The 24,606-nt window shown below is 31.0% G+C and carries 23 protein-coding genes, 1 other RNA gene and 1 pseudogene; 15 read left to right on the top strand and 10 right to left on the bottom strand.

Annotated features, from left to right (window positions below; translation table 11 throughout):
• Window positions 1-6: 6 nt before the first annotated feature.
• From OT390_RS00305 to fliY, 4 genes are read left to right on the top strand one after another with little or no spacing between them, the layout of a single operon-like run.
• Window positions 7-363 carry a membrane protein gene (locus OT390_RS00305; protein ID WP_002851727.1) on the top strand — a complete coding sequence of 119 codons (357 nt, stop codon included), beginning with the start codon at window positions 7-9 and terminating at the stop codon, window positions 361-363.
• Window positions 344-1,036, top strand: a complete 693-nt coding sequence (locus tag OT390_RS00300; RefSeq protein WP_002851943.1) for an RNA polymerase sigma factor FliA — start codon at window positions 344-346, stop codon at window positions 1,034-1,036. The genes OT390_RS00305 and OT390_RS00300 overlap by 20 nt, the downstream gene beginning before the upstream one ends.
• Entirely contained in the window at window positions 1,036-2,115 is a 1,080-nt protein-coding gene (fliM, locus tag OT390_RS00295; protein ID WP_002851710.1) for a flagellar motor switch protein FliM, read from the top strand. Before OT390_RS00300 ends, fliM begins: the two co-directional genes overlap by 1 nt.
• Complete coding sequence (fliY, locus tag OT390_RS00290) at window positions 2,112-2,954, top strand: flagellar motor switch protein FliY (RefSeq protein ID WP_032583199.1); 843 nt, start codon at window positions 2,112-2,114, stop codon at window positions 2,952-2,954. The genes fliM and fliY overlap by 4 nt, the downstream gene beginning before the upstream one ends.
• A 48-nt stretch (window positions 2,955-3,002) precedes the next feature.
• On the opposite strand, the pseudogene OT390_RS00285 reads toward fliY, so the two are convergent.
• Both OT390_RS00285 and OT390_RS00280 read right to left on the bottom strand, forming a co-directional pair.
• Window positions 3,003-3,599 (bottom strand): annotated as a pseudogene (locus tag OT390_RS00285) (C39 family peptidase).
• Window positions 3,584-4,438: a hypothetical protein gene (locus OT390_RS00280; RefSeq protein ID WP_032586494.1), complete on the bottom strand. Its 855-nt coding sequence runs from the start codon at window positions 4,436-4,438 to the stop codon at window positions 3,584-3,586. The pseudogene OT390_RS00285 and the gene OT390_RS00280 overlap by 16 nt, the downstream one beginning before the upstream one ends.
• Before the next feature lie 132 nt (window positions 4,439-4,570).
• Here OT390_RS00280 and OT390_RS00275 point away from each other — a divergent pair, with 132 nt between their 5' ends.
• The 4 genes from OT390_RS00275 (at window position 4,571) to mnmA (ending at window position 8,032) form a co-directional block, all read left to right on the top strand.
• Window positions 4,571-5,086: a hypothetical protein gene (locus OT390_RS00275; RefSeq protein ID WP_002870295.1), complete on the top strand. Its 516-nt coding sequence runs from the start codon at window positions 4,571-4,573 to the stop codon at window positions 5,084-5,086.
• Window positions 5,087-5,143: 57 nt separating this feature from the next.
• Window positions 5,144-6,292, top strand: coding sequence for a Cj0814 family flagellar-dependent secreted protein (locus OT390_RS00270; protein ID WP_032586492.1), 1,149 nt, complete (start codon window positions 5,144-5,146; stop codon window positions 6,290-6,292).
• A gap of 118 nt (window positions 6,293-6,410) precedes the next feature.
• Window positions 6,411-7,016, top strand: coding sequence for a TIGR00730 family Rossman fold protein (locus OT390_RS00265; RefSeq protein ID WP_002858801.1), 606 nt, complete (start codon window positions 6,411-6,413; stop codon window positions 7,014-7,016).
• Window positions 7,016-8,032, top strand: a complete 1,017-nt coding sequence (gene mnmA / locus OT390_RS00260) for a tRNA 2-thiouridine(34) synthase MnmA (protein WP_406611491.1) — start codon at window positions 7,016-7,018, stop codon at window positions 8,030-8,032. The genes OT390_RS00265 and mnmA overlap by 1 nt, the downstream gene beginning before the upstream one ends.
• A gap of 34 nt (window positions 8,033-8,066) precedes the next feature.
• On the opposite strand, the gene OT390_RS00255 is transcribed toward mnmA, so the two are convergent.
• The 3 genes from OT390_RS00255 to ffs all read right to left on the bottom strand — a co-directional run bounded on the left by OT390_RS00255 (window position 8,067) and on the right by ffs (window position 9,915).
• Window positions 8,067-9,110, bottom strand: coding sequence for a DASS family sodium-coupled anion symporter (locus OT390_RS00255; protein WP_406611520.1), 1,044 nt, complete (start codon window positions 9,108-9,110; stop codon window positions 8,067-8,069).
• Between the two features lie 335 nt (window positions 9,111-9,445).
• Window positions 9,446-9,580, bottom strand: coding sequence for a hypothetical protein (locus OT390_RS00250; protein WP_032591666.1), 135 nt, complete (start codon window positions 9,578-9,580; stop codon window positions 9,446-9,448).
• Window positions 9,581-9,817: 237 nt separating this feature from the next.
• An RNA gene (ffs, locus tag OT390_RS00245) (signal recognition particle sRNA small type) lies at window positions 9,818-9,915 on the bottom strand.
• 179 nt (window positions 9,916-10,094) lie between these two features.
• Here ffs and OT390_RS00240 point away from each other — a divergent pair.
• On the top strand, window positions 10,095-10,820 hold the full coding sequence (locus OT390_RS00240; protein ID WP_074471118.1) for a hemerythrin family protein: 726 nt from the start codon (window positions 10,095-10,097) through the stop codon (window positions 10,818-10,820).
• The gene (locus OT390_RS00235; protein ID WP_002851645.1) at window positions 10,817-12,688 is read left to right on the top strand and encodes a FapA family protein; all 1,872 of its coding nucleotides are present in this window, start codon (window positions 10,817-10,819) and stop codon (window positions 12,686-12,688) included. Before OT390_RS00240 ends, OT390_RS00235 begins: the two co-directional genes overlap by 4 nt.
• A gap of 3 nt (window positions 12,689-12,691) precedes the next feature.
• Here OT390_RS00235 and OT390_RS00230 read toward each other — a convergent pair whose 3' ends face one another.
• The 4 genes from OT390_RS00230 to OT390_RS00215 are packed head-to-tail and all read right to left on the bottom strand — an operon-like array spanning window position 12,692 to window position 17,403.
• A complete protein-coding gene (locus tag OT390_RS00230; RefSeq protein ID WP_002888850.1) occupies window positions 12,692-14,329 on the bottom strand; it encodes a flagellar hook protein FlgE in 1,638 nt (545 codons plus the stop codon).
• A gap of 3 nt (window positions 14,330-14,332) precedes the next feature.
• Window positions 14,333-15,217: a flagellar basal body rod modification protein gene (locus tag OT390_RS00225; protein ID WP_002805290.1), complete on the bottom strand. Its 885-nt coding sequence runs from the start codon at window positions 15,215-15,217 to the stop codon at window positions 14,333-14,335.
• A gap of 53 nt (window positions 15,218-15,270) precedes the next feature.
• Window positions 15,271-17,064, bottom strand: coding sequence for a flagellar hook-length control protein FliK (locus OT390_RS00220; RefSeq protein ID WP_074471117.1), 1,794 nt, complete (start codon window positions 17,062-17,064; stop codon window positions 15,271-15,273).
• 15 nt (window positions 17,065-17,079) lie between these two features.
• Window positions 17,080-17,403 carry a hypothetical protein gene (locus tag OT390_RS00215; RefSeq protein ID WP_002782892.1) on the bottom strand — a complete coding sequence of 108 codons (324 nt, stop codon included), beginning with the start codon at window positions 17,401-17,403 and terminating at the stop codon, window positions 17,080-17,082.
• 134 nt (window positions 17,404-17,537) lie between these two features.
• On the opposite strand from OT390_RS00215, the gene typA reads away from it, so the two are divergent.
• The 3 genes from typA (at window position 17,538) to OT390_RS00200 (ending at window position 21,214) form a co-directional block, all read left to right on the top strand.
• The gene (gene typA / locus OT390_RS00210; protein ID WP_002859745.1) at window positions 17,538-19,346 is read left to right on the top strand and encodes a translational GTPase TypA; all 1,809 of its coding nucleotides are present in this window, start codon (window positions 17,538-17,540) and stop codon (window positions 19,344-19,346) included.
• Window positions 19,346-19,993, top strand: a complete 648-nt coding sequence (locus tag OT390_RS00205; protein ID WP_284095374.1) for a poly(A) polymerase — start codon at window positions 19,346-19,348, stop codon at window positions 19,991-19,993. The genes typA and OT390_RS00205 overlap by 1 nt, the downstream gene beginning before the upstream one ends.
• A 177-nt stretch (window positions 19,994-20,170) precedes the next feature.
• Window positions 20,171-21,214: a c-type cytochrome gene (locus OT390_RS00200; protein WP_002898852.1), complete on the top strand. Its 1,044-nt coding sequence runs from the start codon at window positions 20,171-20,173 to the stop codon at window positions 21,212-21,214.
• Window positions 21,215-21,237: 23 nt separating this feature from the next.
• Here the strand turns inward: OT390_RS00200 and OT390_RS00195 are convergent, their stop codons facing one another.
• On the bottom strand, window positions 21,238-22,587 hold the full coding sequence (locus OT390_RS00195) for a DUF2130 domain-containing protein (protein WP_052821664.1): 1,350 nt from the start codon (window positions 22,585-22,587) through the stop codon (window positions 21,238-21,240).
• A gap of 102 nt (window positions 22,588-22,689) precedes the next feature.
• Between OT390_RS00195 and OT390_RS00190 the strand changes: the two genes are divergently transcribed.
• Both OT390_RS00190 and OT390_RS00185 read left to right on the top strand, forming a co-directional pair.
• Complete coding sequence (locus OT390_RS00190; protein ID WP_011049574.1) at window positions 22,690-23,892, top strand: multidrug effflux MFS transporter; 1,203 nt, start codon at window positions 22,690-22,692, stop codon at window positions 23,890-23,892.
• Entirely contained in the window at window positions 23,889-24,590 is a 702-nt protein-coding gene (locus OT390_RS00185; RefSeq protein ID WP_002782323.1) for an SIMPL domain-containing protein, read from the top strand. Before OT390_RS00190 ends, OT390_RS00185 begins: the two co-directional genes overlap by 4 nt.
• Window positions 24,591-24,606: the final 16 nt, after the last annotated feature.

The raw sequence follows: 24,606 nt of genomic DNA, 5'->3' as shown, positions 1-24,606 counted from the left end.
GAGATTATGAGGCCAGAAAATTACGTAGCATTTTTCACTGTTTGTGGATTTTTTATAGGACTTGCATTTAGCATTATTAGTATAGATGAAGCCTTTGATATACTGATTTTTACTTGTTTTATTACTTTTATGTTTTATGTTTTTGTTCATATTGCTATTATGAATTTTATAGATGTAAAGAAAATTAGTGGCAGAATCTTTAATAAACACGATTATGAAAAAACTAGCAATAATATTATCAACGATTTAGTTATTCGTGAAAAGAAAATGGATATAATTTTAGAAAAGCTCAATGAAGAAAGAGAAGAGCTAAAGAAAAACGAATTCAAAGAAAGACGAAGAAATGCTAAAAGAGCCGCCTAAAGCTTATGCACAAATGCTAAAGAAAGAGCAAGATGAGCTTGTGCTTTCTTACATGCCAGCTCTGCGTGCTATGGCTTTTAGACTAAAAGAACGCTTGCCTTCAAGTATAGATGTTAATGATCTTATTAGCATAGGCGTTGAAGAAATGATAAAGCTTTCACGCCGTTACGATAAAGAACAAAATGATAACTTCTGGGGTTTTGCAAGAAAAAGAGTTAACGGCTCTATGCTTGATTATCTTAGAAGTCTTGATGTAATGAGTCGAAATAATCGTAAAATTATTAAAGATATTGATGCAATCATGGATGAATATTTTTTAGAACATGAATGCGAACCTGATGATGAGTATCTAGCCAAAAAACTTGATTTAGATGTAGAAAAAATCAAAGAAGTAAGAACAGCTCATGCTATTAGCTATACCCTGCCCATTGATGAGCAAATCGAACTTTATAATGAAGACAATACTTTAGAAAAAATTGAAAAAGAAGAACTTTTAGAAAAAATTCACGAAGTGCTAGATGATCTTAAAGAGCGCGATCAGTTAATTATTCAGCTTTATTATTATGAAGAATTAAGCCTAAAAGAAATCAGTGAAATTTTACAAATCAGTGAAAGCAGAATTTCACAAATTCACAAAAAACTTCTTAAAAAACTTAGAGAAAGGCTAGTGTAATGGCTGAGATACTCTCCCAAGAAGAAATTGATGCTCTACTTGAAGTTGTCGATGATAACACTGACACACCCATAGCCTCAAATTCAAAAGATGAAAAAGATGAAAGAAATATCGTTGTATATGATTTTAAGCGTCCCAACAGAGTTTCAAAAGAACAACTTAGGACAATCAAAGGCATACATGATAAATTAGCAAGAAATTTAGCCTCTCAAATTTCATCGATGATGAGAAGTATTGTTGAAACTAAACTTCATTCAGTCGATCAGATGACTTATGGAGAGTTTTTAATGTCTTTGCCAAGCCCAACAAGTTTTAACGTTTTTTCTATCAAACCTTTAGATGGAAACTGTGTTTTAGAAATCAATCCAAGCATAGCTTTTCCTATGATAGATAGACTTTTGGGCGGACAAGGTGATAGCTATGAAGCTTCGCGTGAGCTTACGGATATTGAGCTTAATTTGCTTGATTCTATTTTGCGTATCATTATGCAAAGACTTAAAGAAAGCTGGGCTACCGTAACTGAAATTTATCCTAGTATAGAAGCTAAAGAATCAAGTCCAAATGTTGTACAAATCGTATCTCAAAATGAGATTGTTATCATGGTGGTAATGGAAATCATCATAGGAAATTCAAGCGGAATGGTAAATATCTGCTATCCTGTAGTACATTTAGAAAGTATATTAAGCCGTTTAGCAAACCGTGATATTATGATGGGTGAAACCTCAGCCAAAAAATCACGCAACAAAGAACTTAAAACTTTAATCGGTCGCGCTGAAGTGGTATATGAGGCAATTTTAGGAAAAACCTTAATTAATGTTCATGAATTTTTAGAACTTAAACAAGGCGATATCTTAAGACTTGATAGAGAAGCAGATGATAAAGCTATAGTAAGCATCGATAAAAAAGATGTTTTCTTAGCACAAATTGGATTGCATCGTTTTAGAAAATCTATTAAAATTTTAGAACTTATACGCACAGATAAAGATGAAATCAAAGAAATTTTGGAAAAATACGAAGAAGAGCGTAAAGCTAAAGCTAGTGTTTATGATGAGCCTGAAGAGGAGGATGAAGAAATATGATCAATGATTTTTTAAAAATGTTTACAAATGAATGCATCAGCACCATTGAAGGTTTAACAGGAAAAAGTGCTGAATTTAGCGAATATAAAGAATTTGATGTCAATGCAAGCGATACTTTAAAAGCACCTTTAGTGTATGCTATATTTAATATAGCAAATGGTGGAAAAATAGGAATTTTAGCTGGTGCTGTTTTAATGAGTGCCATTGGTGAATGGATGATGGGTGAAGAAGAGATCACCAAAAACGATAAACTAGGTCCTGATGAAATGGATGCAGCTAAAGAAGCCATCCAAAATATCATTTCAGCATTTTCTACAACCTTAGGAGCCCAAAAAGACATTCCAAAAATGGATTTTAGCATAGAATCTTGTGAATTTGTGCCTGAAAGCGTAGATTTTAAAGATTTTAAAAAATTATTTTTATATGATGTAAAAATAGGCGATTTAGAAGAACAAGTTTCTTTAGCCATGGATCAAACACTCCATAACATCCTAAGCGGGAAACCTGCTGAAACAGGAAATACAAGCACTGATTCTAATCACGATACTGAAGAAAAAGCGATAATGCTTAGCGAAGAGCTTAAAAATATCAATCTTATCATGGATGTGCGTTTGCCTGTTCGTGTGCGTATAGGCAATAAAAAAATGCTTTTAAAAGATGTTTTAACTATGGATATAGGTTCAGTTGTGGAGCTTAATCAACTTGCAAACGATCCGCTTGAAATTTTAATTGGGGATAAAAGAATTGCTTATGGCGAGGTAGTAATTGTCGATGGTAACTTCGGCGTTCAAATTACAGAAATTGGTTCTAAAAAAGAAAGATTAGAACAACTAAGATAAAAAGTTTTAGCCTACAAATTAAGAATAATAAATATAAACGAATTAAAACTAAAACAAACTAAAAGGGCTGAAATCAAAATGTAAAGATTTTGGAGTGTTTAACTTAAAAGGTTTTAGCTCTTTTTTAGGAGCAACAATAAAGCATAACCACCTTTATTATATCTATCCCAAATACTAAAAAATTGACTTTTAGAACTTATATATTCTCCATGGCTTGGATCAAGCACTTGTAAATAATTACCTTTATGATTGATAATTATAACAAAATGTGGGAAGCGTGGATCATCTTCAATTTTTACAAGCATTGGAATATTTACAAGTTTATCCAAGTTTTCTCTATTGATTTGATATGAGTTACTTTCATAACCTAGCTTTTTAACCGCATCATTTAAATCTGCAAAACTTACCATATCCGTATAAAGATTTTGTCCACTCATAGTCTTTAAAAGTTTAAGCTCATCAAACTTTCTGTCATCAAGTATATTAAGCAAAGTTGCTAAAGATGAAGCTCCACAAGATTGCCCATAAGTTTGCCTTATTACTCTTTCGTTTTTAATTTCTTGGTAAGATTTGACTACCCATTCAGCTTTTGCACTTAAAGCAAGAATGGATAAAAAATAATAAAATTTTTAGAATTTTCTCCATAAACTTATCCCAAATATGCTATCAGGTGAAGCAGAGCTTCCCCCAAAACTAGCATTAACTGAGACTGCTGTATCTGAATTAATGCTATAAGTAGAACCTATACTTAAAGTTGGAATAGATCGCACTTCAGAATTTTGATGGCCATTGATTTTTTGCTCAGTCTGAAATCTTTGCTCTGCCCCCAAATCTAAAGTAATTTTGGGGCTTAGAATAATAGATAAATCCCCACCCACATAAATACTATTTCCATACTCTATTTTAAGGGTTTTAAATTTTCTTGATTGGTTATAACCAAAGCCGGTATAAATGCTATATACAACAGGATCGCTATATCCCCTTAGACTAGCTTGTAAGCTTTGTGATTTTAGGTAAAAGTTTTTGGTTTGATTGACTGCTTTTTCTCTTTGAACGACTGCAGTTTGAAAGGTAATTTGTGGAATTAAATCTGCAATGCTATCGCCTGTATAAATAAAACCTAGCCATAAACTATCAAAACCTATTCTGTTTTTACTAGAATACTCATTTGTAAAAAAGTTTGTATATTCTTGTCTTGCATAACTTCCGCCCCCTGAAATAAGTATGTCAAACTTAGGTGTTATGGTATAAATGAAAGTTTGAGTTAAAAACACTTGCTTTGTATCATTCCAAATTGTAGGATCTCCGCCTATTGTTATATTAGGATAAAGAGAATACGAGTTTGCATTTCCTGTGCTAAGTAAAGAAAAGCTTGTAATACTTCTTAAACCTATTTGCTTTTTAAACAAACTGTCTATATTTAGTTCATCACTAGCAAAAACACAACTGACTAAAACCATAAATGTTAAATAAATCTTTTTCATTGTTACCTTTCTAAATATTTTAAAAAATTTTTTTAAAGCAATGAATGTTCCAAATAAAAAAATTTGATTTTAATATATAATTTATGATATTATTCAAATAAAGAGTAAAATAGTTAAGAAAAGGAGAATTATATGTTAAAAAAATTAGTAAATTGTTTAATTTTGGGTTCTTTATTTACAAGTTCTGCTTTTGCTGGGGATTTTTTAGCTAAGGTTAGCAATGGTGCTTTAAGTGATAATTCTCAAGGAGTTAAGGCTCTTAATTTAGATGAGATGAAACAAGTTAAGGGTGGATATCAAGTTCTTACAAGCAAACTTGGAAATTCTGAATATATAGCATTAGCTATTCCAGATAATACAACAACATATAAACAGTTGGTAGCCATTTATACCGTAACTGGCGATAACACTTTTTCAAATACATTTTTAGGTTATACAGTAAAAAGAAATATCGCAATATCAAGCTCGGGAAAACCTTATGTTCTTTTTAACTATGGTGTTGCACTACTTGATAGACAAACGGGGTTGCATAGAGTTAATTCGAGTGAGATTTTAAATAATAATCAGGTTATTAAAGAATTAACTATGAAATATAAAACTCAATTTGAAAGTAATCTTGGTGGCTGGACTGCTAGAGCTAGAAGATAAAAAATCATTTTTGCCGATTTACTTTGTAAATAAAATTTCATTTACAAGGTGGCAAAGATGATTAATGGTATAAATTCTTATTCAAGCTACAATTACACAAATACTTTTAGTAATAATACTTCAAATATAAAATCATCTAATGTTGCAAATGATAACTCAAGCCTTGTAAGCGATAAATCTAGGGCAGTAAGTAAAATGCTAGGATATGGCGTAGATAAAGATGGCTTTTTTACAAGCGATTTTAACGAAGCTGCAGGCTTACCAAAAGATTATAAGATTTATGCTAAAGATATAGAAAATTTTGTTAATATTCAAACAAAAAGTCTATTATCAAGTTATATTAATATTGATATAGCAAAAAGTATAGGAAATGCTTATAAAGTATTTTCACAACTTTTAAATGATGAGTTAAACAATAAAATCAATTTTACAAAAGAAGACTTAGTAAAAATACCACAAGGTTTCGAATTTAATCAAAATACTTTGGAGATAAATAAAAAATATAATTTAAATGATAAAGAGTATAAAGATTTTATGTCTAATTATCAAAATTACTCTCCGACTTCCCATAATATAAAAATAATGACTTTTTTCTCACTTGATGATAAAAGTGATATTTTTAAATATTCTTTAATAGATCCTACTCCTTATAGTAATAATGATAAAACTATAACAAAAAGTGGTATTTTTATGACTTTCTTTACTGGATTTCAAGCAAAAAACTATTTTATCGAAGGACAAACAAGTATTTTAGGCAAAATGCAAGGATTTGATAAAACTATGAGTCAAAGTGAAATTGATAATTTAAACAAATTCATAAGTGAAAATAGTATGAATTTTAAAGGAGATATTTTTAAGCTTTTTGATTTATTAAATTCAGATATGAGCATTGATGATTTTAAACAAAAAATACTAGAACAAAAAGAAAATTTAAACAATCCTACAAAAAATACAAATAACAAAGAAACTTCAGAAGAAGACAAAAAAAAGCCATTTAAACCTATACAAGCGCAAAGTTCAAGCGAAACCTATAAAGATGATAATAAAATGAATGAGCTTTTAAAAAAGCTACTGGAAAATAAATTTGGCACAAGCGATGAGTTAGAACTTCTTTTTGGTATGAAATTTAGCGATGATGATGCAGGAGAATTTAATAAAATCCTTTCTTTAAATTCTACACCAAAAAGTATAGATATTAAAGCTTAAGGATTTAAAAGTCTTTAAATTCCTAATCTTAATAAAATAAACCTATTAAAACTTATAATAAAGAACTTATTATAAGTTTTTAGCTAGAATGGAATTTATTTTAACTAAAGGTTGAAAAATGAATGAAAAAATAAGCCAAGATTTAGAAAAATTTGCTAATATACCAAACCTAAAAAATGCCGTAACTTTTTTTGGTTCAGCAAGACTTAAAGAAGATAATTTTTATTATCAGCAGGCTAAAATTTTGGCACAAAAATGTGCTCAAAATGGTTTTTGTGTGATAAGTGGTGGAGGTGGTGGTATTATGCGTGCAGCCAACGAAGGTGCTTTTTCACAAAAAAATAATACAAATTCAATGAGTTCTGTAGGGTTTAATATATTTTTACCTCACGAGCAAAAACTTAATGATTTTGTAGAATATAATATTACTTTTGAGAGCTTAGCCATACGCAAAATGGCTCTTATTGAAAAGAGTCTAGCTTTTGTGATCTTCCCAGGCGGCTTTGGAACACTTGATGAATTGTGTGAAATTCTTACATTAAAACAATTAGAATTTAAAAAAGATGTTCCTATTATTTTGTTTGGGAGTGAATTTTGGCGAGGTTTTGATGAGTTCGTCAGAAATTCTTTACTCAAACTTGAAGTGATTTCTAAAGGAGATGAGTTAAAGTATAAAATCACTGACGACTTGGATTTTATAATTAATACTTTAAAGGAAATTTAATGAAAATTCTAGTCGCTATGAGCGGTGGAGTTGATAGTACAGTCACTGCTTATAAACTTAAAAATTTAGGTCATGAAGTTATAGGTTGTTATATGAAACTTCATGGCAAACCAAATTATCACGAAGAAAATATCAAAAAAGTAGAAAAAGTTGCAAACTTTTTGCAAATTCCTTATCATATTTTAGACTTACAAGAAGATTTTAAAAACAAAGTTTACATGCCTTTTGTGGATACTTATAAAGAGGGTAAAACACCAAATCCTTGCGCTTTATGCAACCGTTTTATCAAACTTGGAAAACTTTTAGAATTTGCTAAAAGTTTAGGTTGTGAAAAACTTGCCACAGGGCATTATGCAAGACTTGAAAACAACTTAATAAAAACCGCAGTAGATGAAAGCAAGGATCAAAGCTATTTTTTGGCCAGTGCAGATAAAGAAGCTTTAAAATATCTTATTTTTCCGCTAGGCGAAATGAAAAAAGAAGATGTGAAAAAATTTGCTTCTACCATAGAAGTTTTAAAATCATTTGCAACCCAAAAAGAAAGTTCTGAAATTTGCTTTGTTGAAGATACTTATGTGCAAGTTTTAGATCAATTTATGGATACTAAAATTCCAGGAGAAGTGCTAGATAGTAGCGGTAAGGTTGTAGGAAAACACGAAGGCTATATGCACTATACCATAGGCAAAAGACGCGGTTTTGAAGTACGCGGGGCTCACAAACCGCATTTTGTTTTAAAGATCAATCCTAAACAAAATCAAATCATCGTTGGCACCAAAGAAGAATTAAAAATCAATGAATTTAAACTCAAAAATATCAATCTTTTCATCGATGCAAAAGAGCTTGATTGCGAAGTAAAAATCCGCTATAGATCAAAATCCACCCCGTGTAAAGTCATTATAAGTAATGATAAAAGCGCAAGCATTTCTTTAAAAGAGAGTGTTTATGGTTTAGCAAGTGGGCAAATGGCAGTATTTTACGATGGTGATAAAGTCATTGCAAGCGGGTTTATAGAATAAGACTTATCAAAGCTTTAAAAGCTTTGATAAGATTTTAATAAAATCCTAAAAATTTCCACCATATAAGGCCAACAAGTATCATTACGGTTATATCTATCACTGAAATAACAAATCCTACAGACCACCATTTTTTAAGACTTACATAACCTGTTCCAAAAATAACTGGAGCTGTTCCTGTTGCATAATGCGTTAAGGCCATCATAACATTTCCTGATGCTATCATAATAAAAGCATAAAGAAGTGGTGGAGCCCCTAAAGCAAGTCCTGCACTATAAAATACAAAAAACATAGCTGAAATATGCGCTGTGGTTGAAGCAAAGAAATAATGCGTATATAAAAAGGCAAGGCTTAAGAAAATCATAATAGAAATTTCACCAAGTCCCATAGCAGAGGCAAATTCACCCAAAGCTTCAGCTAAAAACTGCGTTACACCGAGCTTTCCAAGTAAAGTTGCCATCATCACAAGGGCTGAAAACCATACCAAAGTATTCCAAGCAGCTTTTTCTGCCAACACCTCACCAAAAGTCAAAACTCCACTTACTAAAACCAAAGAAAGACCAAGCAAGGCAACACTTGTAGCATCAAGAGAAATTCCAAAAAGAAAGCCCAAAGCCCCTGCCCATAAAAGCAAAAGCAATACAAAAACACCTAGCATAATCTTTTCACTACCCTTCATAGCACCCAGTTCTTCTAACTTACCCTTTGCAAAAATCTTAGCATTTGGGGTTGATTTAATCTCTGGTGGAGAAAGAAAATAAATCACCAAAGGCATTAAAAGCATAGCCGCTATACCAGGTAAAAACATACCTAAAGCCCATTGCCCCCAGGTTAAATGCACTTCTAAATTTGTAGCTTGAGCGACCAAATCAACAACCAATGGATTTGGAGCAGTGGCTGTGATAAACATTGCCGAAGAAATAGGATTGGCTTGAAAATTCACCAAAGAAAGATAGGTGCCTATTTTATTTTGTGTTCCATCTTCAGGAGTAGATTTAAAACTTCTTGCAATAACTTGAACTATAGGATTTATGATAGCCCCTGCTCTTGCAGTATTTGAAGGAGTAACTGGAGCTAAAATAGTTTCACAAAAAGCTATAGAATAAGCAATACCTAAGTTTTTTTACCAAGAATACTGATAAAATGATAAGCCAAATGCTCTCCAAGTCCTGTTTTAATAACTCCACGAGCCACAAAATAGAAATCACTATAAGCCAAATAAGAGAATTTGAAAAACCACTTAAAGCATCTTTTATACCCGTTTTAGATTTTAAATTTGATATAGCAGTATTTACCTTTTCATCTTATGCTCTTTTGATATAAAAAATCAAGTGCTGAAGTATTTAAAGGAAATTTTAGTCTCATCAATAAGTTGTTGCGTAGAAGTTTTCGAAGTAGCTTTGGTGTAAATTTTACTTAGATTTTCAATTGGGTAGTGGTAATACCACTAAGAGCTACTATGGCAATAGCTATAAAAGGCATTACTTGTAAAATCACTGCCATAATCACGGCAATAAAAAACTCAAGAAAATGCCAAGAATTATCTTCCAAACCTACAAGGAGTAGGTATAGGCCAAAACATAGTTGCAATTAAAATACACAGCACCAACAAGGGAATTTTCTTTCTATCCATTGTTTATCCTTTGATATTGGTAATGTAATTTACAATGCTTAAATTCTAGTTAACTAATATTTTAATAAATCTTAAAATTATAATTTTTAAATAAATTTTTAATTTATAAAAAAGCTAGCCTAATTGAAAAATGGGAATTTTAAAATGAATAAAACCCTTCCCCAGATAACTGCGGCACACACTAAAATCAAGTGCTCTGCTGTGTTCCCACCCTGAAGCGGTGCTTAAAAATAGCATTGCACAGGTCTAAGAAAAGGCTTAAAAATTATATCATAATATACTTAAAAAGCCTTGAGTTGTTAAGATTCAATATATAAATTTGCAATCAATCCATTGTTTTTATAAGAATTTTAAAAATTCATTTGTCAAATTATTATTTTATTTTCAAAAAATACGATATAAAAATAATTATTACATCCAAAAAGGAAAAATATGGAAGTTAAATGGAGTAGAGATTTTAGCATTAAAAATATGCAATTAGACAAACAACACGAACTAATTTTTGAAATTACCAATCTTGCAAATGATTTAACTCTCAAAATTCAAGAAAACAATACACAGTATAAAGATGATCTAAAACAAATTCTTGCAAAACTATTTCAATACATCAAAATTCATTTTAAAGATGAAGAAAAATTTATGGAAAGCATTGATTTTCCTTTGATTGAAGAACATAAAAAATCTCATCAAATATTAGTAGAAAAAACTAAAGAGCTTTTAGAACACTCAAATGATATTGTAAAAATGTCTCAAGAACTTTCCATATTAACCAAAGATTGGATTTTAGATCATTTTGCTAATGAAGATTTATGGATAGCTAATTTTACAAAAAAAACCCTACACCTTCAAGAAATCCATTATACCTTAGAACAATACATAAAACTAAAATCAATCAAACAAGACCTAAGAGCTGAAAAAACTCATGATTATATTTGCAATTGTTCTTTGCGTATCCATGCAGTTCCACAGACTATACATCAAGAGCTTGTTAGCAAAGAAAATACCTTAAAGTGCGAAAAATGTGGGCAAATTTTAGTTCATTTGGATTATTTTGATTTGAATCAAAATTTCGAAAAATTCAATGCTATTTTTGAAGATGCGCTACAAAATCACCATTTCACGACTCAAAAAAATGATATGGGGGGGGGGGATAGATGAATTTTCAAGTAAAAACCTTAGAAACTTTCAATCCTTTTGAAAGTTTAAATCATGAACAAGCAAACACAGAACAAATTCTTGATTTTAGAGTTATAGATTTTAAACTTCTGTGTTCTAGTGTAAAACCAGCAAAAACAAAAACTTATGAAAGAAAGGATTTTGACTTATTTTATGCAGATGATTTTTTTGTAAAAAACTACAATACCATAGTGCAAAAATTTCTTATAGAAATTTACCCAAAAACCCAAAGTTTTCCTTTTACAGTCAAACTTAGATCCAACTCCAACCTAACCCATCTAAAAGCCAGTATCAACCTTACAGAAAATTTTAAATATTACCCTAATTTAAAATTTGATATTTTGCAAAATATCTACAAAATAATGATCAAACAAAAATTTTTAATCTTAAGACTTGATAAAAATTTATTTGACAAGATTGATGATTTTATCTTATCAATACAAAAAAGTCCATCTATTAAAGAAATAGAGCTTGAAATTGCCAAAGGTGTAGATAAGATTGAACATAAAAGTGATGAAATTATTTATCATAGAGATGTTAACGAAGAATGTTTTGACGAAAATATTAACTATGATGAAGGAAACTACTGTAAACCTATTGAAAAAAATGAGCTACTTTTTGAATACATTTATAGAATTCTTGGAAAAGAAGGACGAAATTTAAGAGGAGAGATACTTCATTTAAATCCAATAGCCTTTCTTGATAATCCTTTTATCATAAAAGATGAAAGCATTTACACAGAAGAATTAGAAGATAGAATTAAATATTTTAGCGCCAATTATGGATTTTTAAACAAAGATCATACAGGATATTGTATCGCAAATAATTTAAAATTATCACAAATAGGGCTTAAAACAACCGGTTCAATCAAAACAAATACCGATGAAAATATAAACTTAGAAATCACTAATTTTGATATAAGTGATGATGCTATTAAATCAGGTATTGTAAATGTTCAAGCTTCAAATATAAAAGTAAATGGGAATGTTGGAGCAACAAAACTTTATGGAAAAAATATCAGTATCAAAGGCTTAACTCATGCAAAAAGCGAAATTTTTGCACAAGATATTTTTATTACAACACACAAAGGAACTTTGCAAGCTGACACTGTATATATAAAAAATTTAGAAAATGGGACAATTATAGCTAAAAATGTATTTGTTGAAAACTGCATGGGTGGAAAAATAGAAGCAGAAAATATTTATATTTGCAATTTACTAACGGATAATACTTTATATCCAAGAAAAAATCTAATCATAACAAACAATATAAAATTTAAAAACAATATCGTAGTTTCACCACTAGTTTCTATTGAAAACAACTCAGATACAGAATGCGAAAATCTTAAAAATCTAAGCCTTAAAATAAAAAGTAAGCTTGATGACACCATAAGCAAAATGCAAAATTACTATGATTATCTAATCAAAAATCAAATCAAAATCATCAAACTTCAAAAGACTAAAAATCCTAGCGCCATAGAAATGAAATTTTCAAATCTTTATCACGATATCATAAAAAAATACAATCATCTTAGCATTTCGTATAAAAAACTTGTAAAATTAAAATATCAAATTGATGCGAAATTAAATTTCTTAAATGAAATGGTTTACAATGTAAAAATATACATAAAAGCCGAAAATATCGGAGAGGATAATTTTTTAAAATTTTATCCTAACACAAACACCAACCTTGAACTAAAACATCATATAAATTTAAAAGACTATGAAAAGGTTTTATATCTTGAAAAAGGACAGCAAGTAAGTTATATTAAATCAAGCCATAATTATAGCGAAAGCGACATAGAAGAAATTAAAATTATTTTTGAAAAATTAGAAAAAGATAATTCCTAAGAATTATCTTTTCATATTAATGGCTTTTTGTATCATCTGATCACTTGTAGTGATACTTTTTGAGCTTGCATCAAAGGCTTTTTGAGTTACGATAAGGTTTGAAAGCTCTGCGCTTAAATCAACATTTGATTGTTCTAAGAATCCGCCTTTAAATTTAGCTGTATTAACAACTTGACCATCTTTCATAATAAAACTTGCATCACCGCTATTTGCCGTTGCTGCAAAAATATTATCTCCCATAGCAACTAATCCTTGCTCATTGATAAAATTATATAAAGCAAGCTTTCCAACTATGGCATTTTTACCATTGCTAAATTGCGCAACAATACTTCCATCATCGGATATATTATATTGTTCAAAAAACCCTTCAGCTACACCATCTTGTTGTGTAACTACATTTTTTTCGACGCCTTGTTTAATATAAATCCCACTATAACCCGAACCAGGCTTGTTAGCATCATAAGGAGAACCTAAATCAATATTAATTGTTCCACCATTTGGATTTGCAATGCTTGTAATATTGTTTTGAAGCAAAGCACCATTTTTATCAAAAACCATATTTCCTTCAGTCGGATTGCCTACGGCATTGCCATTAGAATCATAAATTTGTGCAATAGCTTTATATTGTATATTATCGCCTTCTTGCGGTAAAACTCTTTCAAGTGTAACCCTTAAAGTGCTTTTACTTCCATCTGCATTATAAATAGGGGATTCTAAAATATCTTTATTGGCTTTTTGTTGCTCTGTTGAAATTTGAGCTGTATCAAGCTTGATGCTATTTTCATCCAATCCTTTTAAATCAAGCTCGTTACTTTTAAAATTTAGATTTTCATCTAAAGTCGCTTCAAAGCTTGTTTTTACGCCATTATCATCAGTGAAATTTAAAATAATCCTATCACCCGCTTTAGCACTAAACACATCTTCTTTGCTAACACTACCACTAACTACATATTTTCCATCTTCAGTTTTTGTAATGTTAAATTTACTAGGATCAAGATCTACTTTAACTACTTCTGTTGTTGTGTTAGTATTTAAACTTCCACTCCATTTTACATTTTGAGTTACTTGAGGAGGTAAATACATATTCACAGGTACTTTAATAGCCCCTTGAGAAGCGGTTGTGCCTATACTGAAAGAATTATTTGAATTTACAGTAAAACCATTATTTACCGGAGTTCCTGTGTTAAGATAATCCCCCATAAGCCCAGCAACTCTATCGCTATAGTTAATACCAGTAAAAGCAGGATTCATTGTTCCTAAAACAAAATTTCCATAAGAATCTACCAAATATCCATTGGCATCTCTTCTAAATGATCCATTTCTAGTATAGTAAGCATTGCCATCAGCCCCTAAAACCCCAAAAAATCCTTTTCCTTGCAAAGCCACATCAAATTCGCCATCACTTGCAACAGGAGAACCCTGTTCGAAAACAACTTGAGAAGATGCTGCACTGCTACCATAACCACCTTGAGCAGGGTTGGTTGATTGGGTTGTTATGGTAGTATAAAAAATATCTTTAAATTGAGCATCAGAGTATTTAAAGCCCGTGGTATTGACATTTGCTATGTTATTAGCAGTGATATCAATACCAAAGCTATTGCTTTTTACTCCAGAAATCCCATTATAAAATGAATTCATCATGGCTTATGCCTTTTCCTCTTTGTCGCCATCTTCTGTAGATCCAGACCCAGAAGAATCTCCATCGCTTGAACCACCACTTGAGTCTCCACTTGAACCGCTTCCTCCAGTAGATGAAGATGAACCAAGCTTATAATCTGTTATTTCTTGTATTGCATCAAAAGGAACTTCTTGTCCAGCCATTTTTGCATAGGCAACACCATCTTTAAAAACAACACCTTCGATAGGATAAGTTCCGTAATTTGCAGTGATTTTTTCACCATTTTTATTATTATAAACCATTTTAACAGTGTACTCACCATCACCTGCATAAACCCCATCGTTATTTCTTCCTGGCCACTCCATAGTAAATAAACCTTGAGAAATAGATTTAGCATCGCTTTTTTCACTGAAAACAAGTTTATTATTGCTATCATAAATTTCTAGCGTAACACCGTTTTCATCAGAATCTTCAGGCAAATACATTTTAAGAGCGATAAGCTCATCTGCACCTGTAAGTTTGATTTTATTATCTGAAACAGTTGCCATTTTACCAATAGCCCCTAAAGCTGAAGTACTCATACTTGTACTAAAAGAATCAGAAAGCTTTTGCATAGTTTCAACCATTTTTTGCATAGTTGTATTGGTATTTTGCTGCATTTCAAGTGCGCTAAGCTGCGAAGTTTGAGTAAGCATTTTATCGCTATCCATAGGATCTGTTGGATCTTGATGTTGAAGCTCTATCAAAAGAAGTTTTAAAAACGCATCCTTATCTAAGGTAGCGTTTGGATTGCTCACTATTCCTGAGCTACTGCTTGAATCTGTTCTAGTTGTTCCACTAGTACTTCCTGAAGAAGTAGTACCTGAAGTTGTAGCAGTGGTATTTAAATTCCAATCCGATGATGATATCATTATAAACTCCTTTTTATTTAGTTTTTTATTATTTAAGCAATAAGTGTTCCAATTTAAAAATACTTCGCTAAAACAAGCTCTAGATTGACTTTTTCACTTTCATTTTTTCCATCTAAAGCATCTTTAAAACCATATCCACTACGATTTTTTCCTTGATTTTGATTTTGCTCTCTTTTACCTTGATCACTAAAATTCATTTCAAGTCCAGTAAATCCCATATTTACAAGAGAATTTTTAAACTCGGCTTGATTTTGGATAAACAAATTCATTGCATTGGTATTGGAGTTGAAATTGATATGAAGGTTATTACCTCTTTGTATCAAAGTTACCTCCACTTCTCCAAGATTATTAGGATTTAGAGTGATACTAAGTTTAGTAATAGGCGCTTTGTATTGATCCACAGCCTCTTTTAAATCTTGTGAAAAATACTGCAAAGTTTCTTTAGGAGTGATATTGCGAGCATTGTTTTGTGTTACTTTATTTAAATCTTTGACTAAAGAATTTAACTCATCTAAGCTATTTTTATCTACATTTTCACTGTGCGTTTTTGTTTGCTCTTGAGTAAAAGTTTCTTTATTAGTAGTATTATTATTAAAATTTGCATTATTCTCTTTGTTTTGAACTACTTGAGTTTTATTTAAATTTTCAAAATTTAATTTTTGATCAAAGAAATTTTGTTTTATATCTTTATTTTCTTTGTTGTTGTTTTTAGGCTCTTTATTTAGATTAAAATCTTTTTGTGTTAAATTTGAAACTAATTTCTGAGTATCTTTAACAATTTCTTTATTTAAATTTTTATCAAGATTTAAATTTTGATCATTGTTCTTTAAATTTTTATTTTGATCTTGTATATTTTCTTGATTTAAATTGTTTTTTTCTTGATTTTTATTTAACTCTTTATTAAAATCTTTGTTTAAGTCTTTGCTTTCTTTATTTAAATTATCTTGGTTTTTTTTATCTTTTATATTTAACTCTTCTGTTAAATTTTTTGCAAACTCATCATTTTTGATATTTTTTAAAGTATTTTTAGCATCTGTGGTATCTTCTTCTATTTTTGATTTAACTTTATCGTTTTTTTCGTGTTTGCTTTCTTTGGATGAAAGTATGGAATCTAAATTTTTTAAAGTTTGAGAAAGCAAAGAACCGCTATCTTTAGAATTTGTTTTTTGCATAGAATGAGTGCTTGTAGTATGAGTTGTATTTTCTAAATTGTGATTTAAATTTTTACTCACATTGGAAATTTTATTATTGATGATTTCTTTAAAAACATTATCCACAGCACCCTTAAAAAAATCAGCCTTATCTAAATTTGGAAAAGTTGCTTTAAGATCAAGAAGACGATCTACTTTAATATTTTTTACATTTAAGCCCAGATCTTTAGCTATGTCCAAAAGCTCACTAAGATTTGATGCACCTTTTAAAGCATTAAAATTAGCCTCTGTTTTAATAAGACTTGAAAGTTGAGTAGAAAGATTTGCTAGTTTAACATCTGCTGTATCTGTTTTTAGCTTATCTAACAAAGAAAGAATTTGCATAAAAGAAGCAGATTCGAAAATGCTTATCTTATCGCTCTCATCAAAAGCTCCTTTTTGAAGTCTGCTCATCGCTTCATTAACAACTTCTTTTTGACTGATCTTCATATGATCAGGTAAAAATTCATTGGTTTCATTGATAGAATTAAGCAAAGAATTTAAAAAACTTTCCGTATCATCTTGAGTTGAATTTTTACTATCACTACTTTCATGTTCTTTATTTTTACTAGTTTTACTAAAAGAACTGCTAGTAGTAGAAGTTTTACTCGGCGTAAGATTTAAAACATCATTTTGCGGAGCTAAATTTGACATCACTTTTCCTTCAAAAAATTATTTTAAAAATTTATCTACCATTACATTAGGAAATTTTTCTTTCAAATAAGAATCTTCATATACTTTAATCATCTTATCTTCATTTAAAGCAGTTAAGATATTTAAAAGCTCTTCTAAATTTTTAGCATTTAAAATTTTCTCTAAATTTTCTTCATTTTCTAAAATTTCTGTAAGCTCACTTGAAATTCTTGCCATTTTTTCGTTTTCATCTGATCTAAAAGTTTCTAAAAGCTCTAAAACTTGAAGCAAAACTTCATTTTTTCTTTCAGCTAAATCACTTTTAAATTCAACAAAAATCTCTTCATTTAATGGTTTTGACATTTTAACTTCCTTTTTAAAATTTTAATTTCATAAGTTTTTAAAGCAAGAAGTGTTCCAAGTTTTGATACTTTGTAGTTTAAGTTAAATTTTTGTATAATTTAAGCTTTTAAAAATTTAGCTTTGGAGAAGAAAATTTGGAAAACATTAGAAATATAGCAGTTATAGCTCACGTTGACCATGGTAAAACCACTATGGTAGATGAATTGTTAAAACAATCAGGCACCTTTAGCGAAAGAGAACAAATTTCAGAACGCGTTATGGATAGCAACGATATAGAAAAAGAACGCGGTATTACCATACTTTCAAAAAACACAGCGATCAATTACAAAGGTACAAAAATCAACATCATAGATACTCCAGGGCATGCTGATTTTGGCGGAGAAGTAGAACGTGTTTTAAAAATGATTGATGGAGTTTTGCTTTTAGTAGATGCTCAAGAAGGCGTTATGCCACAAACTAAATTCGTGGTTAAAAAAGCTTTATCTTTAGGGCTTAAACCTATAGTTGTAATCAACAAAATAGACAAACCAGCTGCTGATCCTGAAAGAGTGATCAATGAAATTTTTGATCTTTTTGTAGCCCTAGATGCAAACGATGAGCAACTTGACTTTGCTATAGTTTATGCTGCAGCAAAAAATGGTTATGCTAAGCTTGATCTAAACGATGAAAGTGATAATATGGAGCCACTTTTTAAAACCATACTTGAACGCGTTCCAGCTCCAAGTGGTAGTGATGAAAATCCTTTGCAGCTTCAAGTTTTCACTTTGGGGTATGATAATTTCGTAGGTAAAATAGGCATTGCTAGAATTTTCAATGGGGTTGTGAAGAAAAACCAAAGCGTAATGCTTGCAAAAGCTGATGGTACCAAGGTAAATGGTAGAATTTCAAAACTCATTGGCTTTATGGGCTTAGAAAAAATGGACATCGAAGAAGCAGGAAGTGGAGATATCGTAGCTATAGCAGGTTTTGAAGCTTTAGATGTGGGTGATAGCGTTGTAGATCCAAACAATCCTATGCCACTTGATCCTTTACACATTGAAGAGCCGACTTTAAGCATAGTATTTTCTGTAAATGATGGACCATTAGCAGGAACTGAAGGAAAACATGTAACTTCAAATAAAATCGCTGAACGTTTAGAAGCTGAAATGAAAACTAATATTGCTATGAAATACGAAAGCACAGGAGAAGGTAAATTTAAAGTAAGCGGTAGGGGCGAACTTCAAATCACTATTTTAGCTGAAAATATGCGTCGTGAAGGTTTTGAGTTTTGCATGGGAAGACCTGAAGTTATCGTAAAAGTTGAAGATGGAGTTAAAACAGAACCTTTTGAACATTTAGTTATCGATGTGCCTGAAGAATTTAGTGGTGCGGTAATAGAAAAACTTGGCAAAAGAAAAGCTGAAATGAAAACCATGGCACCAACAGGCGATGGACAAACAAGACTTGAGTTTGAAATTCCAGCACGCGGACTTATAGGTTTTAGAAGTCAGTTTTTAACTGATACCAAAGGCGAAGGCGTGATGAATCATAGCTTTTTAGAATTCCGTCCTTTTAGCGGTGCGGTTGAAAAGCGTAATAATGGAGCGTTAATTTCTATGGAAAATGGCGTGGCTTTAGGGTATTCTTTGTTTAACCTTCAAGAGCGTGGAGTACTTTTCATAGAGCCTCAAACTAAAGTTTATACCGGTATGATTATAGGTGAGCACTCTCGTCCAAATGATTTAGATGTTAATCCTATCAAAGGAAAGAATCTTACCAATGTAAGAGCAAGTGGAAGCGATGATGCAATCAAGCTTGTGCCACCTAGAAAATTAAGTCTTGAAAGAGCTTTAGAGTGGATAGAAGAAGATGAACTTGTAGAAGTTACGCCTGTAAATGTGCGTGTTCGCAAACGCTATCTTGACCCAACTCAAAGAAAAAGAATGGAAAAAGCAAAATCTTAATGGATTTAAAAAGCTTAGAAAATAATAGACTTTATATACTTAAACGCTTAGGAGTCTTAAAATTCCTAAGCATTATCGAAGCCTTACTTGTAGGTTTTTTAGCCTTTGTTTTTATAAGAGATGCCTTAATCGCAGTAATTTTAGCTGTTTTTGTAGGTGTTTTTTTCTTTCGTTTTACAGCTAAAAAACTAAAACTCGCACAAAAAGAATTACAAATTAATGCTTTAAATTTATTTTTACGTCGTTTTGGGGCAAAATTTAAAAAGCAAAGTTTAAGCCAAAAAGACTTTTTAAAATTAGGACTTACAAAGGATTTGAAAGAATTTAAAAGTCAAAACTGCTTTGAATTTAAGGATTTTAAAATTTATGATATTCAGTTTTTGGACGAAAATAAACGCTTTTTTTGCGGAATTTTGCTCGAAATTTCAAAAGCAAACAAAAATCCTAGCTTTGAAAACGAAGAACAAATTTATATCAAACTTACAGATAAAAATTTCACTTTAAATCATATCTTTTCTAAAGAAAATCGTTATCTTATCGCTACTTTAAGCAATCCTTTTTTTATAGATATAAAAAAAGATTTTGAAAACAATTTCAAAAATTTAGAAGAAAATCTAAACTCTATAAAAAACAAACTATTTAAATAATTAACATAAAGTTAATATCATAAAATTTTAATAAATATTAATTATATACTTTAAAAATATATTACTTTTAGTAACACTCTAAAATTTAATTTTATTTAAATTATTCTTATTATGCTTAATATTTAAGAAAAAATACACTAAAATCAATTTGAACTGCAAATAAAAAGGAGGAAAATCATGAAAAAACACATTTTATTGCTTAGTTTATGTCTTAGTTTGAGTCTTAGTGCTAAAAGCGTGAGTGATTACAAAGTAGGAGAAGAATTAAGCGACAAGGAAGGAGTAGAGTATTTTAAGGAACTTTCCAAAAGACCTGTGCAAGAATGGCCAAATAAAAATTTAAGCATCAATGATGTTCCAAAAGGCAAGCAAGGGGATTTAATCCGTTATGGCATAGAGCTTTTAAGCAAGACAGAAAGTACTCTAGGACCCTATAGCAAGCTAAAAAAGACAAGCAACGAAGTAAATTGTATTTCCTGTCACATGGACAATGACGGCAATGGTTTGCCAGGGACAAAAAAATATGTTATTCCATTTTTAAATATCCTAAACAATTATCCAAGACTTGACATAGAAACGATGAAAATCATCTCTGTTGAAGATAGAATTCGCGGAATGGGCGGAACTGACTCTCATAGATTTCCTAATGATTCTAAAGAAATGAAAGCAATTTTAGCTTATTTTAAATGGCTAAAAGAAGCTTATGGTATCAAAGACGGCGTAAAGCTTGAAGGAGATTTTTTTGCTAAGATGAATTTTCCAAATCGCCCAGCTGACCCTGTGCGTGGAAAAAAACTCTTTGAAGAAAATTGCGTTGCTTGCCATGGCGAAAGAGGACTTGGGGTAAAAAATGATAATTACGAACAAGGTAGCGGACATTTATATCCATCTTTACTTATCTATCCTGATGGTGGACACATGGCTATGATACCATTTTTAGCAAGATTTTTAAAATCAGCCATGCCTTTTGGTGCGAGTGCAGATAATCCTATATTAAGCGATGAAGATGCACTGGATATAGCAGCTTATGTCAATACAGGTTTTGTAAGAATGCCTATAACCACTACAGAAAATCGTGCAGGACTTGATACAGCTTATAGCAAATCCCCATCATTAAAACCTGAGTATTTTGCTTCACCACAACAAAATTTAGACCCTAAAGAATACATAAAAGTAAAATACGGACCTTGGAAAAATCCAAATCACTTCCCAGGAGAATGATTAATTTTGGGCTTAGCCCAAAATTAATCCTCATCTTTGGCTAAATTTTCAAGACTTTTAATCCCTTCTTCGCCTATCAAATTTCCACCTTGTAAGTCGCTAAATATCGCATTTAAAGAACTCACTATGGCAGTGGAATTAAAACTTAGATTTTCTATAGCTCTTTCTCTTTTTTTCCATATATTTTGCAAAGCTCTTTTTTCAGCTTCTAATTCTTCTTTCATATTTTGATAAGTTTTAAGTATAAAAGTGATTTGCGTATTAAATTCCTTGGAATTTAAGTATTCGTATAAAATGTGATTTTTTTCATCTTTGTTTTGTAAAGCATTTTTGAGTTTATAAGCGTTTATAATGCTTTCTCTAAGCACTGCTAAAACACCTTTGAATTCATTAAAAGTACAAATCAAAATTCCTTCTTTAAAATGCGTTTTTTCTTTATCTTTTGGCATAGTTTTTGTGATCAAAACCGCTATATCACTTTTTGCGGCTATGCTGTCTAGCTTAAGCTTATCAAGCCATTCTTTATTAAATTCTTTAGTGCGTTTGCTCTCATACAAAATACTTCCACAAATATTTCCAAAATTATCCTTTACTATATGCAGACAATCGGCTCCATTTACGCCTTTTGGCACTTCTTTTACTTCATCGCTTAAATACTCACTTTGTATGTATTCTTCTATGAGTAGTTCGGCTGCTTCGCCTTGGAGTTGCTGTGAGCCTTGTTCTATCCTGCGTTGTGCGTCTTCTAGCTTTTGAGCTACGCTTTTAAAATTCGTTTCTAGTTCTTTGTATTTAAGATCTTGCTCTTGAGTGCTTTTTTGAAATTCAAGACGCATTTTTTCTCTTTCAAATTCCAAATTTTTGCTTTCTTGTTCTTTAAATTCTTTAAAAGCCTCTTCTTTGGCTTGAAATTTCAGTCTTTCTTCATTTTCTTTTTGCTCTCTTTTGAGTTTTTCATTTTCAGCCTTTATGCTTAAAAACTCGCTAAGCTCTTTGCTTTTTTTCTCGAGTTCTTCTTGCATGATTTTCATTTCATTTTCATGCTCTTTGTTAAATTTCTCGCTGAATTCTTTTTGGAAATTTTGCTTTTGCGTGAGAAGTTCTTGTTCAAATTTTTGCTTTTCTAAAAGAAGCTTTTGGCTTACTTGCTCGTTTATGAGTTTTTCTTGTTCTATCTTTTGAGTTTTTAAATCATTTAAAGCTTTGGTGTATTCAGCTCTTTTAGCATTTACCTCATCATCAAATTCTTTTTTTTGTTTTAGCATTTCTTGCTTAGCTTTATCTAAAATTTGAGCATATAAAGCAGTGCTGATATCGATAAAACTTCCACAACTTGGGCATTTGATTTGTTCATTTTGGTTTAAATTTTGCATAAAATTTCCTTAGAATTTTTCCCTAAATTTAACATAGAAAAACAAAGATTATTCTAAGATTGACTTGTTAAAATCATTCTTTTAGAATAATTAGGATTACAAATGCAAAAACACACCAAAATTCACGGCTTTGCTAAATTTAAACTCATCGTTATCCTTGCTTTGATGTCAAGCATAGCACCACTTTCTACAGATATGTATTTGCCTGCACTTTCTCATGTGGAGCAAAGTTTTCAAACTAATTCTTTTTTAACCCAACTTAGTATCGCAAGTTTTTTTATCGCTTTTGCTTTAGGACAGCTTATATATGGGCCTTTAAGTGATATTTTTGGGCGTAAAATTCCAGCTTTGGTGGGGATATTTTTCTTCATCGTTTCGAGTTTGTTTTGTGTGATTATCGATGATATTTATGCTTTTATCGCTTTGAGATTTTTTGAAGCACTTGGGGGTTGTGCAGGTGTGGTTATCGCAAGGGCTATTGTCAATGACTTGTTTGAGATCAAAGAAGCTGCAGGGATTTTTGCTTTGATGATGGTTTTTAGTTCTCTTGCTCCTATGCTTTCGCCAACTTTTGGGGGAATTTTGCTAGAGTATTTTTCATGGCATAGTATTTTTGCGACTTTGTTTGCTTTAGGAATTTTACTTTTTTTGATGATACTTTTTGGTTTAAAAGAGTCCGCACCTCATCTTAAAAACAAAAAATTTTCCCATCATGAAGCGATGAAAAGCTACAAATTTGTTTTAAGCGATAAACGCTTTTTAGTTTATATACTATGTGCTTCTTTTGCTTTGGCGGCGATGTTTGCTTATATCACAGGATCAAGCTTTGTTTTTACGCAGTTTTTTAGCTTAAGTGAGCAAAAATTTGCTTTGCTTTTTGGGGCAAATGCTTTAGGTTTTGTCGTCTGTGCAAATATCAATGCAAGATTGGTTTTAAAATACGAAAGCGAAAAAATTTTGGCAAAAGCTTTGATGATAATGTTTATATCGACTGTGATTTTACTTGCAAATGCCTTTTTTCACCCAAATTTCTTGCTTTTTGAACTTAGTATTTTTACAAGTATCGCTATGCTTGGTTTCATCGCACCCAATACCACGACTTTGGCTATGGCAAGGTTTAAAGAACATAGCGGAACTGCTTCTGGGGTGCTTGGAACGGTGCAATTTGGTTTTGCAGGGCTTATTTCTTTTGTGGTTGGGGCTATTAACGCAAATACGCCGATAATCCTTGCTTTTGTAATGTGTGCTTGCGTATTGGTTGCAAATATGATATATTTTCTAATCAAAATAAAGGAGAAAAAATGAAAACAAATAATATCTTTATGGCTTTAGCCATAGTTTTGGCAAGTTTGATTCTAGCTTTTGGATTTAACAAGGCTTTAAGTGATTTTAAAACACTTGAAAGAAGTGTAAGTGTAAAGGGTTTAAGTCAAAAAGAAGTCGAAGCGGATACTTTGATACTTCCTATAAAATTCACAAGATCAAACAACAATCTTACAAATTTATACGAAGAACTAGAACAAGATAAAGAAAATATCATCAAATTTTTAAAAGAACAAGGCGTAAAAGAGGATGAGATCAACTACAACTCGCCAAATATCATAGATCGTTTAAGCGATCCTTATAGCAACGACACTCAAGCTGCATACCGATACATAGGCACTGCGAATTTACTCATCTATACGCAAAATGTAAAGCTTGGAAAAAGCATACTAGAAAACATTTCAAGTCTTGCAAAATTTGGTATAGTAACAAAAATCGATGATTATGATATAGAATACCTTTACACGAAGCTAAATGAGATAAAACCACAAATGATAGAAGAAGCAACGCTCAATGCTAGAAACGCAGCAATAAAATTCGCACAAGACTCAAACAGCCATCTAGGCAAGATAAAAAAGGCTTCTCAAGGACAATTTAGCATCAGCAACAGAGATAAAAACACCCCTTATATCAAAACCATAAGAGTGGTTTCTACTATAGAATACTACTTAAAGGACTGATGATAAAATTTCAAGC

Source organism: Campylobacter sp. CFSAN122748, assembly GCF_045277125.1.
GTDB classification, from domain to species: domain Bacteria; phylum Campylobacterota; class Campylobacteria; order Campylobacterales; family Campylobacteraceae; genus Campylobacter_D; species Campylobacter_D jejuni.
This window is presented reverse-complemented; position numbering and strand designations above follow the sequence as displayed.